This window comes from Betaproteobacteria bacterium, assembly GCA_016791345.1.
In the GTDB taxonomy this organism is placed as follows: Bacteria; Pseudomonadota; Gammaproteobacteria; order Burkholderiales; family JAEUMW01; genus JAEUMW01.
Map to the genome: position 1 here is coordinate 1 of JAEUMW010000038.1, position 16,758 is coordinate 16,758.

Annotated in this window: 15 protein-coding genes; 3 read left to right on the forward strand and 12 right to left on the reverse strand. The window is 65.3% G+C overall.

From position 1 onward, the window contains the following. Positions 1-190 precede the first annotated feature (190 nt). A complete protein-coding gene (locus JNK68_01390; protein MBL8539001.1) occupies positions 191-1,381 on the forward strand; it encodes a hypothetical protein in 1,191 nt (396 codons plus the stop codon). A gap of 430 nt (positions 1,382-1,811) precedes the next feature. On the opposite strand, the gene JNK68_01395 is transcribed toward JNK68_01390, so the two are convergent. Then, positions 1,812-2,636, reverse strand: coding sequence for a site-specific integrase (locus tag JNK68_01395; protein MBL8539002.1), 825 nt, complete (start codon positions 2,634-2,636; stop codon positions 1,812-1,814). Between the two features lie 551 nt (positions 2,637-3,187). Further along, a complete protein-coding gene (locus JNK68_01400; GenBank protein ID MBL8539003.1) occupies positions 3,188-3,811 on the reverse strand; it encodes a hypothetical protein in 624 nt (207 codons plus the stop codon). Between the two features lie 166 nt (positions 3,812-3,977). On the opposite strand from JNK68_01400, the gene serS reads away from it, so the two are divergent. Both serS and JNK68_01410 read left to right on the forward strand, forming a co-directional pair. Then, positions 3,978-5,261: a serine--tRNA ligase gene (serS, locus tag JNK68_01405; protein ID MBL8539004.1), complete on the forward strand. Its 1,284-nt coding sequence runs from the start codon at positions 3,978-3,980 to the stop codon at positions 5,259-5,261. A 22-nt stretch (positions 5,262-5,283) separates the two neighbouring features. Further along, on the forward strand, positions 5,284-5,775 hold the full coding sequence (locus tag JNK68_01410) for a hypothetical protein (protein MBL8539005.1): 492 nt from the start codon (positions 5,284-5,286) through the stop codon (positions 5,773-5,775). A 10-nt stretch (positions 5,776-5,785) separates the two neighbouring features. Here the strand turns inward: JNK68_01410 and JNK68_01415 are convergent, their stop codons facing one another. The 10 genes from JNK68_01415 to JNK68_01460 all read right to left on the reverse strand — a co-directional run bounded on the left by JNK68_01415 (position 5,786) and on the right by JNK68_01460 (position 16,585). After that, positions 5,786-6,910 carry an FAD-dependent oxidoreductase gene (locus JNK68_01415; GenBank protein MBL8539006.1) on the reverse strand — a complete coding sequence of 375 codons (1,125 nt, stop codon included), beginning with the start codon at positions 6,908-6,910 and terminating at the stop codon, positions 5,786-5,788. Positions 6,911-7,147: 237 nt separating this feature from the next. Then, entirely contained in the window at positions 7,148-7,831 is a 684-nt protein-coding gene (locus tag JNK68_01420) for a TIGR04282 family arsenosugar biosynthesis glycosyltransferase (protein ID MBL8539007.1), read from the reverse strand. Positions 7,832-7,935: 104 nt separating this feature from the next. Further along, on the reverse strand, positions 7,936-8,601 hold the full coding sequence (locus JNK68_01425) for a DUF2064 domain-containing protein (GenBank protein MBL8539008.1): 666 nt from the start codon (positions 8,599-8,601) through the stop codon (positions 7,936-7,938). After that, a complete protein-coding gene (locus JNK68_01430) occupies positions 8,598-9,596 on the reverse strand; it encodes a hypothetical protein (GenBank protein MBL8539009.1) in 999 nt (332 codons plus the stop codon). Before JNK68_01430 ends, JNK68_01425 begins: the two co-directional genes overlap by 4 nt. Continuing rightward, positions 9,593-10,336 (reverse strand): TIGR04283 family arsenosugar biosynthesis glycosyltransferase, encoded by a 744-nt coding sequence (locus JNK68_01435; GenBank protein ID MBL8539010.1) that lies wholly within the window; start codon positions 10,334-10,336, stop codon positions 9,593-9,595. Before JNK68_01435 ends, JNK68_01430 begins: the two co-directional genes overlap by 4 nt. Before the next feature lie 42 nt (positions 10,337-10,378). After that, on the reverse strand, positions 10,379-12,610 hold the full coding sequence (locus tag JNK68_01440; protein ID MBL8539011.1) for an FAD-dependent oxidoreductase: 2,232 nt from the start codon (positions 12,608-12,610) through the stop codon (positions 10,379-10,381). A gap of 55 nt (positions 12,611-12,665) precedes the next feature. After that, complete coding sequence (locus tag JNK68_01445; GenBank protein ID MBL8539012.1) at positions 12,666-13,541, reverse strand: ABC transporter permease subunit; 876 nt, start codon at positions 13,539-13,541, stop codon at positions 12,666-12,668. Positions 13,542-13,544: 3 nt separating this feature from the next. Further along, entirely contained in the window at positions 13,545-14,417 is an 873-nt protein-coding gene (locus tag JNK68_01450; protein ID MBL8539013.1) for a phosphate/phosphite/phosphonate ABC transporter substrate-binding protein, read from the reverse strand. 38 nt (positions 14,418-14,455) lie between these two features. Further along, complete coding sequence (arsS, locus tag JNK68_01455; protein ID MBL8539014.1) at positions 14,456-15,421, reverse strand: arsenosugar biosynthesis radical SAM protein ArsS; 966 nt, start codon at positions 15,419-15,421, stop codon at positions 14,456-14,458. 66 nt (positions 15,422-15,487) lie between these two features. Further along, the gene (locus tag JNK68_01460) at positions 15,488-16,585 is read right to left on the reverse strand and encodes an AI-2E family transporter (protein ID MBL8539015.1); all 1,098 of its coding nucleotides are present in this window, start codon (positions 16,583-16,585) and stop codon (positions 15,488-15,490) included. Positions 16,586-16,758: the final 173 nt, after the last annotated feature.

Sequence of the window (16,758 nt, forward strand, 5' to 3'; positions counted from 1 at the left end):
GTGCCATAAGGGGGTCAAGCGGGCTATCTCTTGGTGGGATGAGTCTCTGATCTCGGTAGACTCGCGAGCGCTGGGAGTTCGAGCACTGCGCCGGGAAGCCGGAGCGTTCGCGGGGCACAACTATGATGTCGAGACTGCCAAGGAAGCTACGGCGTACCTGAACGCGTGCGTGGACGTGGTGAACGTGGAGATGGCTGCGCAGCTAGAGCGGGAACCGCAACCGATCAGAATCCCGCGTCCGGAGAGCTTCGAGGTTCAGTGCCTCATCGAGCACCACCTGGACGAGGATGAGCGCTGGGCTCCGCTGCGCTCGCTGCTGCATGGGTGGGATCGTGACCTCCGAGTAGTCAGGCATCAAGGTGGCGGGGCGATCTGGTATGACCTTGCTGTCTCGCACACACTCGATCGGGTCTTCATCCTTGATGCGAGCTTCGTACTCCGTGAACTGGCTCGCGCCGACACGACGGTCAGGGAGCTTCCGCACCTTGGCGGGGAGCGGCTGGCAGCACTCAAGCGGTACGATGATCTGGCCGTCTACCGGCTTTCGCTGCCGGGAGGGCGCCATAGCATGACGCACCGGTTCGAGACGAAGGGGAAGGCGAAGTGGATTGCTCTGCTGGTCGACACGATCGCGGCGATACCGAAGGACGAGGGCGTGATTCTGTTCACGTTCAAGCCGAGGAAGGGCGGGCCTGACTTCGGAGCGGAGATCAAGCGGGCACTGACCGCGAAGGGGATTGCGAATGATCCCAAGCGGGCGCGGGTTCAGGATCACAGCGGCAGGATGATGCCTCGGTTCGCGTGGCTCACCTTCGGGCAGGAGACTTCTCTATCAGAGCACTCGTATTGCAAGAACGTGATATTCGTCGGTCTCTTGCATCGCGAGGCGCTTCAGGTGGCGGGGGAATGGCTCGGACAGAAGCGTGACCTTTGGGCGGACCTGTCGGGTGGCGTAATCCCGCAGATCGAGGCAGGGGAACGGGACCACGTCTTCTATCAGGGATTGAGCCGAGGGTTCTCCCGGACGTGTTCTAGCGGGAAGGCGGGCGCCTCGAAGGTCTGGCTAATCCACAACGACAAGCAGATGGAGCAGCGGCTAGAGAAGGTGCTGCCGGGGGCGCAGTGGCATGAGTGGCAAGCCCCGTGGATGGCAGATAAGCCGTCGGCGATCCTCTCGGACCCGCTGGTGGGACGTATCGCATCCGTGCTGCGGAACCTGCCGGCGAAGACGGAGAAGGTGTCGATTCGGGAGATCAAGTTGCGAGCCGGAGCGCAGGAGGTTCCCCGCAAGACGTGGCAGACGCGCCTTGACGCGGCCTTGAGGAAATCGCGATGGAAAGCGGAAGGGCAATCCGTGATTCGGAATGGGGCACCTTCCTAACGCGCTGATTCGGAACGCCCTTTTTCTGAACCTGCACCTCGCGCCCACCCTAATCTTTTATAGGGCAAAAGGTGCACGTTTGGAACCCTATCGTCCCGCAACGGGCCGGAAGCTTTCAGCAAGGCTTTCGGTCCGCCTCGCGCTTCGCGCTCGGTCCGCCCATAACGGGACGCAAACCCCACCTTGCGGTGTCGACCTCAAAGAGAAGCTCCGCCTTGCGGCTGCGCGGTCTAGGTAGCCGTGACCGGAGTCGATAGAGTTCGCGATACGCCCGACTCACGGCCCAAGAGCGCACTCAAGCACCGGGACCCGAGTCCCGGAATCTAAGTTGAATGGAGGTCGGACGCGGTACGCGAGACTCACAGTTAGTCGATAGGTCCACGGGAGGCACGAGAGAGCGCAGCGAGCGAGTCTGCTTCTCCCTCCCGCCCTACCTATCGATATAGCTCAGTCTCTCGATCACCCTCGCCAACTGCTTCGGGGTCTGCGGCTTCACATACCTGGACGTTTCCCCCTGCCCCCGCGAGTGCCCCATAAGCACCTGAATCTCGTCCCACGGGACACCACAGTCCCGCAGCCGCGTCCCGAACGTGTGCCGTAGTCCGTGCAGCGTCGCATCATTCGAGAACCCGCGCTTCTCCCTCGTTGTGCTCCACCATCGCGACACCATCGCTCCGTAGCCGTCCACTCCAAGCCGGAGAGGAAAGACGCGCTCGGCGCCGGCCGCTCGGCGCAACTCCACATAGGCGAGGAACTCATGAGCAATGGCCGAATGAATCGGGATCGAGCGCCGGCTCGCTAAGTTCTTCAGGCTGCCCGCTTCCTCAGTGAGCCGCAGGAACGGCGTTCCCTCGTCATCCTGAACGTCGATCACGCGCAGTTGCGCAACCTCGTTCACTCGGCACCCGGTGTACAGCAGGAGCAACGGTATCAGGCGCTTCCATTCCTCTCCCGCTAGTCCAACCGCCCGCAACACTAGCCGGACCTCCTCCGGCTTCAGGACTGATCTGTCCTCGTCCGGCCGGTTCGGTCGCTTCTCGTCCATCATCCCAGAGAAGACATTCCGCGGCAGCAGACCCCGCTTGTGGCACCAACCGCCAAACGCAGACACCTTATTGCATGTGTTCCGACGGGTCTCGTGCGCCCGCCCTGACTCGCGCAGCCGCTTGGCGAACTCCTCGGCGGTGGCGTGCGAAAGGGTTGCTAGCGGGCAGTCGCCTACCTGATCGATCAGCAGATCGAGAGCACGCTTCACGGCTTCCCCCGACCGCCCGGACCATGCCTCTCGGGATGTTCTAGCTTCGATGTAGGCGGCAACCGTGGCGCGGAGCATTGGTCCCACCGGTGGCGGCGTGACCGCACGCGGAATCAGCGGCGGAGCCGGGGCGCAGGAGGGCGCGGCCCGAACGTACAGGACGGGGGCCGGAGGAGGTTCTGGCGGGGACTTGGGGCGCAGTGCCTCTTCCCCGAAGAAATCCCGGAAGCACTTCCGCAACTCGTCGAATGGATCAGTTCCCATGCCGCTGAAGGCGAGCACGAGGCGTGCCCCTATGGCGCGAGACAAGAGAACGGCGGTGCGGCGATCGCCCGGCAGCGGGCGCCAGATTTCTCTGATCCCCAGGGAGGAACGTAGAGCGGGCGGTACGCGCACCCGGAGAGCAAAGCCGCTACGGCGCTGGACGAGATAGTCAGGCATCGGGACTCCGGATGTGACCAAGCGGTGTAGCACTTGGCGCCCGGCTTCCTGATTCCCTTCAGAGACTTGGGGCCTATAGCTCCCCTGAGCGTCTCTCCGGTGCGGAAGCGTTACTTCTTGTTGAGATCGCTCTTCCAGAACTTCTTGCCGGCGACCGTGGCCTCGGCGATGAGTCCGGTCGGGGTGAGCTGATACATGCTCGTCGTGTCGCTGTTCACGAACGACTGACCGACTTCGGCGGAGCCACCCTTGTCGGCGGCTGCCGCGGCGGCGGACGCCTGCCCCGAGGCTTCCCAGCCCTTGTCGACGAACTGTTCGAAGGCCTCGCGCGTCTTGAAGACGAAGACGGTGCGCACGTCCTTGACGCCGGCGCCGATGCCGACGCTCGCTTGGGCCACATTCATATAGGTGCGCTGACGGGTCTTGTTGTCGACGGCAACTCCGCTGCCTCCCGAGCCACCGGCGAAGAGCACCATTGCGCCGTACTCACTGAACACCGCATAGCCCGCAGCATTGGCGATCTCGGTCTTGACGGCGGGTTTGGCCTTGAACAGTTCGGCGAGGGTGTGCCGTGCCATCTTGTCGATCGCAGAGCGTTTCTGAGCGGGAGTGGCGGCCGGCTTGCCGGGCCTGGCCATCTCCTGACCGGCTTCGTTGCCGAATGCCTGCGCCTGCGCCTGGCCACCGCACGACAGCGCCAAGGCCAGCGCCGAAAGGGTGACACGAACATACATCATTGAATCCTCCCGCTTTGCTGGGCGGATTATATGCCCGCCGCTGCCGCCGTGGCATCACCGTTTGCGAAGCTGGATCGGCGGCGCGGTTGCGCCCGTTTCGCCAGCGAGTAAACTTCACGCCCATTCCGCCGCGTGCGAATCCGGCCTCAGCGCTTTCACTCCGATGCTCGACCCACAACTCTTCCGCAGCAATCTCGCCACCGTCGTGGAGCGCCTGGCCGCCCGCGGATTCGCCTTCGACGAGGATGCGTTTCGTGCCACCGAAGCACAGCGCAAGCTCATCCAGAAGGAATCCGAAGACCTGCAGGCGCAGCGCAACAGCTTGGCGAAGCAGGTGGGACAGGCGAAGGCGAAGGGCGCGGATGCCGCTGACCTGATGGCGCAGGGCGCCGCCCTTGGCGACCGTGTGACTGCACTCGGCAGGCAGCTCGACGCGGTGCAGACACGCCTGAACGCGCTTTTGCTGACGACTCCCAACGTGCCGCACGCGAGCGTCCCCCTGGGGACCTCCGCGAACGACAACGTGGAGGTGCGCCGCGTCGGCACGTCGCGGGCCCTCGATTTTCCGCCCAAGGACCACGTGGATCTCGGCGCAGCGCTGGGCGGGCTCGACTTCGAGACCGCGGTCAAGATCAGCGGCGCGCGCTTCGTCGTGATGAAGGGTGCGATCGCACGCCTGCATCGCGCACTCACCCAATTCATGCTCGACGTGCACACTACCGAACACGGCTACACCGAGATCTACGCACCCTATCTCGTCAATGCGGAGAGCATGCAGGGAACCGGGCAGCTGCCGAAGTTCAAGGAGGATCTGTTTGCAGTGCCGCGCGGCGATCTCGGCGATTTCTACCTCATTCCGACGGCGGAAGTCCCGGTCACGAACATCGTGCGCGACGAAATCGTGCCCCTCGATCAGCTGCCGCTCAGATTCGTCTGCCATACGCCGTGCTTCCGCAGCGAGGCGGGCTCTTACGGCAAGGACACGCGCGGCATGATCCGCCAGCATCAGTTCGACAAGGTCGAACTCGTGCAGATCTGCCATCCCGATCGGTCTCACGATCAGATCGAGGAACTCACACGCCACGCCGAGACGATTCTCACGCGGCTCGAACTGCCGTATCGCACGGTGGTGCTGTGCACCGGCGACATGGGATTTTCCTCGGCGAAGACCTATGACATCGAGGTGTGGCTGCCGGGGCAGAACGCGTACCGCGAGATCTCGTCCTGCTCGAATTTCGAGGCATTCCAGGCGCGGCGCATGCGCGCGCGCTTTCGCAACGAGAAGGGCAAGCCGGAACTCGTGCACACGTTGAACGGATCCGGGCTTGCGGTGGGCAGGACGCTGGTGGCGGTGCTGGAGAATTATCAGAACGCGGATGGGAGCGTGACGGTGCCGACCGCGCTGCGTCCCTACATGGGCGGGGTCGAGGTGATCCGGGGAGCGTGACGCGCGCGGAGGAGGGACTCAGATGGAAGCAGTGTGGCGGATGACGGCGTGGTTGGCGGCAGTGCTCGTCGGATTGGGATCGGCTGCGATGGCTGCGGAGTCTGCCGTCCCGCCAACCGCTTCCAAGGAACTCTTCGGCTGGTTGAAGGCGGAAAGCTACAAGGGCTGGGAGCATGGAAGCGCGCCGCACCCCGCGCCTGGCGCACACCCCGGCGGTGTTCTCGCGTACTTCAATCCGGCGCTGGCGACGTCGCTCCGCGCCGGCAGTGGTGTGCACCCCGCGGGGGCGGCGGCGGTGCTCGAACTCTATGGCAGCGCCGGGAAGCTCCACGGCTGGGCAGTGGCGATCAAGGCCGATGCCGACAGCGCCGGAGGCAAGGGGTGGTACTGGTATCAGGTCTATTCCGTCGAGGACGGAAACCGCACGCTCGCTGCAGATCGCGGTGCGCCTGTGTGCGTGGAATGCCACGCGCAGGGTCGGGATTTCGTGATGACGTCTTATCCGCCGAAATAGCGGAAGAGGATCAGGCGAGGCGGTCCGGCGGCAGATAGGTGCGCATCCAGCGACGGTCGAGGTAGCGCTTCCAGCGCCAGACCCAATGTCCTTTCGCGGCGAACAGACCCCACGATGCGACGGTGTAGCGATCGCCGGTGCCGATCAGGGCCAGCGCCAGGCGCTGTGGTGTATGGGGGGTGAGTGCTTCGCCGGAGAGGGCACATCGCAGGTTGCGGGCGAGCGGGGGCCCTTGCCGTACCGCAAACACACCTGATTTCGGTCGCGGGTGGCCAAGCATCGTGGCGACGTCGCCAGCGGCGAAGACTTCCGGATGCGAGGTCGACTGCAAGCAATCGTTCACGGCGATGAAGCCGCGGTTGTCGGTCGCAAGGCCGGCTTCTGCAATCCATGTAGGCGCCGAAGCTGTCGTCACCCAGACGGCGAAGTCGGTCCGGATCGTCTCGCCGCCCGTACGGTGCAGGACGCCGGGATCGACACGAACGACCGCGTGCCCAAGATGAACCTCGACGTCTCGCGCTTTCAGAATGTCGCGGAAGATGCGGCGCACTGATGCGTTGTGGCTCATCAGAACATCGGCCTCGTCCGTGACGAGAAGAAAGCGGGTCGTGTCGCCGATGGTCGTGCGCAACCGATGCTGCAGCGACAGCAGCAATTCGACGCCGCCGGCACCGCCACCGACAACGGCAATGCACGGGCGTTTGCCCGCCGCGATCTGCGACTCGATCGCGTCCCACTCCGCGAGGAAGCGATCGACGGGCTTCACCGGCAGCGCATGCTCGCGCGCTCCGGGGACGTGGTCGATGGCCGGGGTTGAGCCCGTGTCGATCGAAAGCACGTCGTAATCGAAGCTGGTGCCGTCGGCACACTCCACGCGGCGTGCGCGGACATCGACCCGCGTCGCCTCGGCCGCGACGAACGCGCAGCCCGTATCACCGGCCAGCCACTCGAGGTCGATATGGCTTTCTTCGAAAGTGTTGAGACCGGACAGCAGGCCGGGCAGCATTCCCGAATAGGGCGTGAATCGCCCGCGGCTCACCAGCGTGACCTGCGCTGCGGGCGGCGGTGTGCGAGCCAGCGCCCGCATGACATGTACGTGGGCGTGACCGCCGCCCAGCAGCAGGAGGCGCTTCACGCTACGGAGAGCACTCGCGACGCGTCGGGGTGTCGGGGCGCAGCTACCGCACGGTCGATGGAGACTCGGAGTCTTGCGTCGCTGTCCACATCGCGACGCGCGGGCTTTGGTGACACTGCGCTGGGCAACCGGGCGCGGCAGAACGCCCTTTGGGATGGCATCCGCCCAGGTGGGCGAAGGGAGATGCGCCGAGGAAAAAGGTGCGTAGATGGCACGCCGTGGCGTGCCGCGTTACGGCTAGGAAACGGCCCGCAGGCGAGGACCGCCGGTCGGCCGGGAGATGCGATCGCAGAGATAGCCGAGAACCGGATCGGTGGTGAGACGACGGAAATCTTCCGGACGGTCGACGTCCCAGCGCACGGGGAGTTCTTTCCACGTCCAGTCGAGATCGCGCATGCGTTCGCGGGTCGTCTCCATGACCGCGTCGGTGCTCCAGGGGATGTCCTCGAACAGCGCGGGCTCAACGGCACGCAGGCCAATCAGCGCATAGCCCCCGTCCTCGGTGGGAACGAATACGGCGTCGTTGCCTGCCGTGAGTGCCAGCGCGGCGTTCCGGATGTCCTCGACGGTGAGCGAGGGGCAGTCCGAACCGATCAGGAGCGCCCGCGAATGCCCCACCAGCAAAGCCTCCAGCGTCCGCCACATGCGCACACCCAGATTGCCGTTGCCCTGCGTGCGCAGAACCGGGTGCAGACTGCGACCGATGCCATCGAAGAACGGATGCAGGATCGTCGGAGTGCACCACAACTCGACCGGACCGACGTTGGCGTCGAGGGCCGTCTTGACCGTGTGGCTCACGCAGCGCTCGTACAGGCGCGTCGTCTTCTCCGCGCCGAGTTCGGGGATGAGGCGCGTCTTGACTGTCCCGGGTCGTGGAACCTTGGCGAAGATGGCTATGGGAGTCTGGGATTCGGTGGTCATTTGTCGCTCAAAGCAAACACTTGCAGATTACTCTCAAAGACCGATCAAGGATAGCGCACCACTCGCTACCATCCGCAACGCATCCGCTCGGCCCTCGGCACGTGCTAGCGAGCGGCGCGGGAGCGGGGGGCAGGGACCAGATCTTCGGCGAGATGGCGCAGGAGCGGATCGTTCGCGAGACGGGAAAACCCGGACGGTGCGTCGAGATCCCACAGTGTGGGCAGTTCCAGCCAGCGCCATCGCAGCTCGCGCAACCGAACCTTGAGTGCGTCCATTACGGTACCTGGCGTTCGTGACAGATCCTTGAACAGTTCTTCGGATGCCTTGCGCATGCCCCCTGCAGCGCAGCGCCCGTCATCCATGGGGACGAATGCGGCATCGTAGCCGTCGTCCAGGGCTTCGGCCACCATCCGCAGATGTACGGGCAAAAGAGCCGGACAGTTAGACCCCATCACGATCGCGAGAGGATTGGCCGTGAGGAGCGCCTCGAAGGTGCGGAAGAGCCGCATTCCGAGATCGCCGTTGCCCTGTACGCGCAGGGTGATGGGATGCGCGCGCGCCATCTCGGCGAAGAATGGGTTCAGCATCGACGGCCGGCACCACAGCTCGACCGGTCCGCGACCCGCTTCGAGCGCGGTGGTGATCGCGTGATCGGTACAGCGTTCGTAAAGGGTTGCTGCTCCGTCCGGGCCCAACGTCGGAATGAGAGGGGTACGGACTGTGCCAGGCACGGGCGCCTTGGCGAGAATGGCGATGGCAGTCTCAGTCATGATCGGTGTGTCGGGGCGGTGCAGGCGGAAAGCATCTTTGCCGGCTCGGGTGCAAGCTCCGTTCCAGTGTCGATGCGGTCATGATACCCCCGATGGGCGGGCGAACCTTGGGGCCAGTTGGCAAGAAAGCGCTCGACCCAGTGGGTGTGATTGTAATGCAACGGCAGTGCGTCCACATGCAGGGAACCGACCCGGCTGCCGCACAGCGCACGTCCCGGCGGTGCGGGTGCGGTGGACACGCGCGTGATCAGACCGCAGCGTGCGCCCCGGAAGTTGGGCATTCCGGCAGCGCCGTTATTGGCCACGAGACAATGTTCACCGTCGACCCGCAGCATCTTCATCACGGGCAGGCAGGTGTGGCTGGAAAGGTACACCCGTACGCCGCCTTCACGGAACCATCGCGCCACGTGCGCTTCCTGAGCGGGTGAGGGCACGTCGCCGCCGTCGAGTTCGGGGGCCAGGGCTTCGCGCGCGAAGCCCCATCCGGCAAGTGATTCGGGATCGCCGTGGAGCATGCCGATGCGCATCCCGCCGACCTCGAAGGTGCGCACTTTCGGCAGGGATGACAGCCGGCGCAGCAGATCCGGAAACGCCGCTGCCGTCTCGCGCAGGCGTCCCATGATCTGGTTGGAGCGCGCTACCGTCGCGTCGCCCACCCAGTCGGGATATGCGCATCCGCAGCCGGCACCGCTGTCGCCCTGCAACTCGGCCTCGACGTTGCCCAGCGTTGCAATGTGCGAAAGCACGCTCTCATTGATGGCGCGGAAGCTCTCCGCATCCACGTTGAACCAGTTGAAGTCGCCGTTGAAGACCAGCGTCACCGGCGGCAGGAACTGCTCCTCCTCGCGCTTCATCTCCAGCACCGCCGTAAGCGCTTCCGGGTTGCCGTAAAGCCCGCCGATCGCGTAGACGGTGCTGGCGTGCTCGACCGGCACCTCGCGAAAGAGGGCGGGCGAGTAGCGGTAGTGCAGCGGACACGTACGGCCGGGAATCACGGCAGCTGCCCGCCGCCGCGGTAATAGCGGCGCGCGAGGTCGCCGGGATCGGCACCGTAGAAGAAGGCGAGACGCAGTCGCCACATGAGCCAGATGGTGCGCAGTGCACCTTCGCGCTCCCATTTGCGACTCGATGTCACCACGCGCGGACGCAGGCAGAGCGGCGGGCCTTCGCGCTTCAAGCGGGCGGAGAGTGCGACGTCCTCCATCAGCGCGAGCGGCGGAAAGCCACCGACCTTCTCGAAGATCGCGCGGCGAACGAACATGGCCTGATCACCCGTTGCGATGCCGGTCAGGCGCGAGCGCTGATTCATGAGGAACGCAACCAGCCGAAGCACGCGGCGGTCGCCGGAGAAGCGCACGTCGAAGCGGCCCCACCTGCGGCCGCTGCGCTGCAATCCTGCGCGAATCGCATCGTCGGCCGCCGGCGGGAGCCGCGTGTCCGCGTGCAGGAAGAGCAGAACGGAACCCCGCGCGGCGCGCGCCCCGACGTTCATCTGCACCGCGCGGCCGCGTTCACTCTCGAGGACCTGGTCGGCGAACGGTCGTGCAATCCCGGCGCTGCCGTCGCGGCTGCCGCCATCGACGACGATCACCTCGACGCTGCGCGCCCGCAGCGGTTGCAGCAGTGCGAGTGCCGTCGCCAGCGTCTGCGCTTCGTCGAGGACGGGGATGACGATCGACAGCCACGGACTGCCACCGTGCACGAGGCCGTCGCTGTGCGGGTCTGCGCGCTTCATCGGAGACGCAGGGCAAAGGGCGTGAGCAGGCTCGACATCATGTCAATGTGCTTCGGCGGGGAACCCGCGGCGCTTGTCCGAGAGCAGGGCGGGCAGCCGCGTAATCAGCGCACGGATGCTGCCTTCACCGCGCACCCACGCATGGAACGCATCGAGGAATGCGAGTTGCCCGACCGTCACCTGCTTGCGCTTCCAGGCGCCGGCGGCGTACTTGTTGGCCTCGGCGAGCGTCGGGTAGATGTGAATCGTGCCGAGAATCTGGTTGAGACCGATGCCGTGCTTCATCGCCGTGATGTATTCGACGATGAGATCACCTGCGTGTTCACCCGCGATCGTCACGCCGAGGATGCGATCGCTGCCCGACGCGGTGAGCACCTTGACGACGCCTTCGGCCGCGCTGTCGGCGATGGCCCGGTCGAGGTCGTCGATGCCGTAGGTGGTCACATCGAAGGCGATCTTCTTCTCCCTGGCCTCGGTCTCGTTGAGACCGACGCGCGCAACTTCCGGTTCGGTGAAGGTCGCCCAGGGAATCACGGAGAAATCGGCCTTGAACTTCCGGAACGCGCCGAAGAGCGCATTGACGCTCGCATACCACGCGGTGTGCGCGGCCGTATGCGTGAACTGGTAAGGGCCGGCGACGTCACCGCAGGCGTAGACGTTCGGGTAGAGGGTCTGCAGGTACTCGTTCACCTCGATCGTGCCCTGGCGGGTGATGCCGATGCCGAGTTCTTCCAGCCCGTAAGCGCGCGTGTTCGCGGCGCGACCGATGGCGCACAGCAGAGCATCGAAGGGCAGGCGGACCTCGCCGTCCGCGGTCTCGGCGATCAGGACTCTCTCGCCGTCTTCCAGGACGAATGCCTTTGCCTTGTGGCCGACGCGCACGTCGATGCCCTCGGCACGAAAGCGCTGCATCACCAGCGCCGAGATTTCGGGATCTTCCCGGGTCATGAGACGCGGCAACATTTCCACCTGCGTCACTTTCGAACCCAGGCGGGCGAAGCACTGCGCGAGTTCGCAGCCGATCGGGCCACCGCCCAGCACGAGCAGGCGTGGCGGCAACTGGCGCAAGCTCCAGATGGTGTCGGACGTGAGGCAACCGACGGCGTCGATGCCGGGAATCGGTGGCACGAAGGGACGCGCGCCAGCGGCGATGACGATCGATTTCGTGACGAGGGTGCGGACGCTACCGTCCGCGAGCTTCACTTCGACGGTCCAGGGCGAGGTGAGCCTGGCCTCACCGGTCACGCAGTCGACGCCGAGACTCGTGTATCGGGCGATCGAATCGTGGGGTTCGATGCGGCGGATGACATGTTGCACCCTCTCCATCACTTCCGCGAAGTCGAACTCTGCCGAAGCCTTCGCGATACCGAACTCGCGGCAGCGCTTCACGTGCGAAAGAAATCTTGCGGAACGGAGCAGCGCCTTCGACGGCACGCAACCGGTATTGAGGCAGTCTCCGCCCATGCGGTCGCGTTCGACGAGCGTGACCTTCGCCTTGACCGTCGCCGCGATATAGGCCGCCACGAGACCGGCGGAACCGGCGCCGATCACGACCAGATTGCGGTCGAAGCGTGCGGGACGCCGCCACCTGGCATAGACGCGGCGCGCCTTCGCCGCATCCACGATCCGCTTCGCGAGCAGCGGGAACACGCCGAGCAGCGTGAACGAGAGCAGCACGCCGGGCGACAGGATGCCATGCAGTGAGTCGACCTTCGCGAGCTGGGTGCCGGCGTTCACGTAGGCGAGTGTCCCGAGCAGCATCCCGAGCTGGCTCACCCAGTAGAACGTGCGCGTCCTGATCGGGGTGAGGCCCATCACGAGATTGATGACGAAGAACGGGAACACAGGCACCAGACGCAGCGTGAAAAGATAGAAGCCGCCCTCGCGCTCGACACCGCGGTGGATCGCCGCAAGCTTGTCGCCGAACTTCCGCTGGATCGCCTCGCGAAAGAGAAAGCGGCTCGCCAGGAAGGCAAGTGTTGCGCCGATCGAGGACGCGAAGGAGACGATCACCGTTCCCCACAGCAGACCGAACACGGCACCGGCGACGAGCGTGAGTATGGCCGCGCCGGGCAGCGAGAGGCCGGTGACGGCAACATAGATTGCGAAGAAGGCCGCCGCTGCCTGGAACGGGCTCGTCTCGACGGACGCGCGGAGCGCCGCCTGCTGCGCCTTGAAGTAGTCGAGCGTGAAGAAGCGGCTCACATCGAATATGAAGAACGCCGCGATCGCCAGCACCAGCGCGACGAGCACGATGAGGCGACCGCGGGTCACATGCCCTTCCCTGAGCCCGGCGGGACACGCTCTGCGCCGACCCGGTCGCTGCTCATCAACGCGCGGGCTCGAGCACGTCGTGACGGACCTTGCGGCTCACGGCGTCGAAGACGACGACGAGGAGGACGATCGCGATCAGGATCGTGGCAAGCCGTCCCCACTGGAACAGCGACACCGCTTCCGACACCAGCAGACCGAGCCCGCCGGCACCGATCAACCCGAGCACGGTCGAGTCGCGCACGTTGTACTCCCAGATGTAGAGATGCACCGACAGCCAGCGCGGCAGCAGCGTGATGCGCAACCCGTGGATCAGAGTCTGCAGGGGTGTCAGCCCGAGCGCGACCCCGGATTCGATCCAGCGCGCATCGACGGCTTCGATGGTTTCCGCATAGAGCTTGCCGTAGCTGCCGAACGAGTGTGCAGCGATCGCCAGCACGCCGGCCATGGGACTGAGGCCGATGATGCCGACGATGATCAGCCCGAAGACGAGCGTGTGAATCGCACGCGACACACTGAGCGCAAAACGGGCAGCAGTCGCGACGGGGCGCGGCAGCCGCATGTTCTTCGCGCTGACGAGGCCGAAGGGCAGCGCGACGAGCGCGGCCAGCAGCGAACCCAGCGTCGCGATCGTGAACGTGGTCCAGACCGCAGCGGCGAGGCCGCGCAGAAAGCGGCGCTCGGCGCTGCGCTGATTCTCCACGCGCAGCACGCGACCGTCCTCCGCACGGTATTCCAGACGTTCGTCGCCGAACCAGACATCGAGGAAGCTCGGCCGGGAAAGCTCGTGCGCGGTGCGCTGCAGGTTCTGCCACGGCCGGCGACCGAGGGTGAAGTCGCCGCTTGCCACGAATTGCCAGATGATCCCGGCGAGCAAGACGACGTAGAGGAGGAGATAGCATCGCAGACGTCGGTGGGGCAGTCCGCGGCGCATCCGCTAGCGCCGGACCGGAGCGAGTTTGCCGGTCGCGAGTCCCGCCTCTCTGATCGGGGTATAGGCGGCGTTGTCGCTCTTCACGAATCCGGTATACCGCGCCGGCAGCAATTCGGGCCGCGCCTTCAGCTCGCCGCCCATTTTTTCCAGCGCGCCCTGGAGACGCGCTACCAGGGCGCGGTCCTTGGCGATGTCCGCGCTGACGGCAAAGGCATCGTTCGGCAATGGGGCGGAGGTCCAGATGATCTTGCTGTCCTCGGCCTTGATCAGCCCGTCGGTGATCATCGCGTTGCGGTTGCGGTTGTAGTCGGCGCCGGCATCGAGTTCGCCGCGCGCAACCTGGGTTTCGATGGCCTGGTGCTTGGTGTAGACGACCCTGGAGAAGAAGGTATCGGGGTCGATGCCCATCTTCTGGAATTGATACGTCGGAATCAGGTAGCCCGAGGTCGATCCCTTGTCGCCGAAGGCGAAGGTGCGTCCGCGCAGGTCCTCGAGACGCTCGATCCCTGTCTTCGGGTTGGTGACGATGATGGCGTAGTACTCGGGCTTGCCGTCGTAGAGGATGGTGGCAATCGCCTGTGCGCCGGCCTGGTGATTCGCGAGCACGTATCCCCACGGACCCATCAGCGCGAGATCCGTCTCGCCGCTGGCGAGCGACTTCGCAATGCCTTCCCAGGTGTCGACCGTGCGCAGCACCACCTTGCGTCCGAGCGCAGCGGAGAGGTACTCGGCCAGCGGGCGATAGGTCGCGTCGTTCTTCTCTTTGTCGGGCTGAAAGAGCCCCACTCCGAACTGCAGCGGGGGCGGCTCGGCGTGCACGGCCACGGCGAGGAGCGCTGCACCGAGCGTCAACGCTTGCAGTATGCGACGAAACATGGGGCCCCGACGATGGTCAGAAAAATGCAATTGGTGAATCACGCGCCGAGCGCGCCGCCGCAGCTCGACCCTTGCCCTGCGGTACAGCCGTAGCAGTGATCGGCGACCGCAACGGGGAGGCCTTCCACGTTCACACCGATCAGATCGGAGAGGTGGCGCCGGCGGTGGTCGGTCGACCGCAGCGGCAGTCCCAGCATCTGATTGAAGTCGCAGTCGTAGACGTAGCCCAGCCAGTCGACGGAGAGGAGGGTGCGGCACATCACGGCGGCGAGATTTTCGTCCCGGTGCGCGCTCTTGAGGAGCCGCATGTAGGTTTCGAACTGTCCCTTCGAGATGAGCGTGCTGCCAAAGCGCTGGATCGGCATGTTCGCCAGGGTGTAGAGCCGGTTGAAGACGACGCCATGGCGCTCGCCCAGCTCGCGCTTGTAGGCGGCTTCCAGCGCGTCTTGGGCAGGGGGCAGCGCCGGCCCGAGCGGATTGTAGACGAGATTGAGATCGAGCCCGCTGCCCACGCGACCATAGCCCGCCGCGTTCAGGCGCCTGAGCGCACGAATGCTCGTCTCGAAAACGTGTTTGCCGCGCTGGCGATCGACGTTTTCCTCGAGGTAGCAGGGCAGCGAGGCGACCACCTCGACCCGGTTCGCGGCGAGAAACTCGACGAGATCTTCCTGCCCTGGCTGCTCCGTGATGGTCAGGTTGCAGCGATCCATGACGTGGACACCGAGTGCGCGCGCAGCGCTGACCAGCCGGCGGAAACGCGGATTCAATTCCGGCGCACCGCCCGTGATGTCCAGGGTCTGAACTCCGGAAACTTCGAGGTAGCGGATGACGAGAGCCGCCGTCTCCGCCCCCATTTCCTCCTTCCGATTCGGCCCGGCGTTGACGTGGCAATGCACGCACTGCTGATTGCAGCGGTAGCCGACGTTCACTTGCAGGGTCGTGAGTGCCGCACGGCGCAGCGGCGGGAAGTCGGTGGCGGCGAGGCGGGGCAGCGTGGCATGCATCGAGGTTTCCCGTCCTGGGGCGTAGCAATCGGATGCGTGCGAACGCGCCGAGGTTCCCGTGCAGTGTCACCCTTTCATGCCGGGATCGGCTGCCGTGACGAGGGCGGCCTCGGCGGGCTCGATGGCCCACTCGCGAATCATGGTGAAGAATACTCCGACCACCGTCGCACCGACGAAAAGGCCGAGGATGCCTGCCGTGGCGATTCCGCCGAGCAGGCCGAGCAGCACGACGCTGATGGGAAGATTGGCGCCGCGGCTGATGATGGCGGAGCGGATGACGCTGTCGGCATTCGCGACCACCAGCAGTGTCCACAGGAGCAGAAAGATGCCCCAGCCGTTCTCGCCCTGGAAGAAGAGCCAGGCAGACGCGGCGAGCAGTTCGAGGTTGATGAGTCCGACGGGAATCAGCGCAAGAAAGCCACCCACCACACCCAGGAAGAGCCACCCCTGAACGCCGGCGAGCCAGAGCCCGAAGGTGGCGAGCAGACCCTGCACGATCGCGGCGCCGAGGATGCCGTAGACCACGGCGCGCATCGTGCTGCCGGCGGCACGCAAGAGCCGCGGACCGCGCGTGCCCCCCACGCGCTCCACAATGGCGGTCAGATTGCGAACGAGGGGCGCTCCGTCCTGATACAGGAAGAACGCGACCAGCAGGCTCACCAGCAACTGCACGATGGCCGACCCCAGGTGAGCACCCGTGCCGAGCAGGATCTCGCCTCCCTTGCCGATCCATGGTCGCAACGTTTCCCCGAGCGCCTGAGTATCCTGCGCGAGAACATTCCAGCGCGCGGTCAGGGTTTCACCGACCACGGGAACTGTCGCGAGCCAGCCGGGGGCCATTGGCAGGCCGTGCGCGAAGAGCTGCTTTGCTGCATCGACGAGCGGCGGCACGTCGTCCACCAGGCGCACGCTCAAGAATACGATCGGCACCACCAGCAGCGCTGCGAAGAACGTCGTCATCACGGCTGCCGCCGCAGTCGAGCTGCCCCGCAGATGGTTGCGCAACCACTCGAACACCGGCCACGTCGACACTGCCAGAATAACCGCATACAGGATCGCCGGCAGGAATGGGCTGAGGAAATAGAGCGTGCCGATAGTGAGCAGCGCAACCAGCGTGACGCCAACGATCTGCTCGATGCGCAGCTTGCGGGGAGACGGGGTCATGACGGGAACCGGGAAGGCATCGAAGCGATGCCAGAGCTTGGTCGGGCAGCCGGCACCATAACAGAATCCGGGGGTTGGACGCGACCTCGAAGCGAAGCGCAAGCCGCGCGAATTTTCCCGTGCCCGAATCACTGCTAGAATTCGCGCCCACGGCAGATCCTGGAATCGTCGCG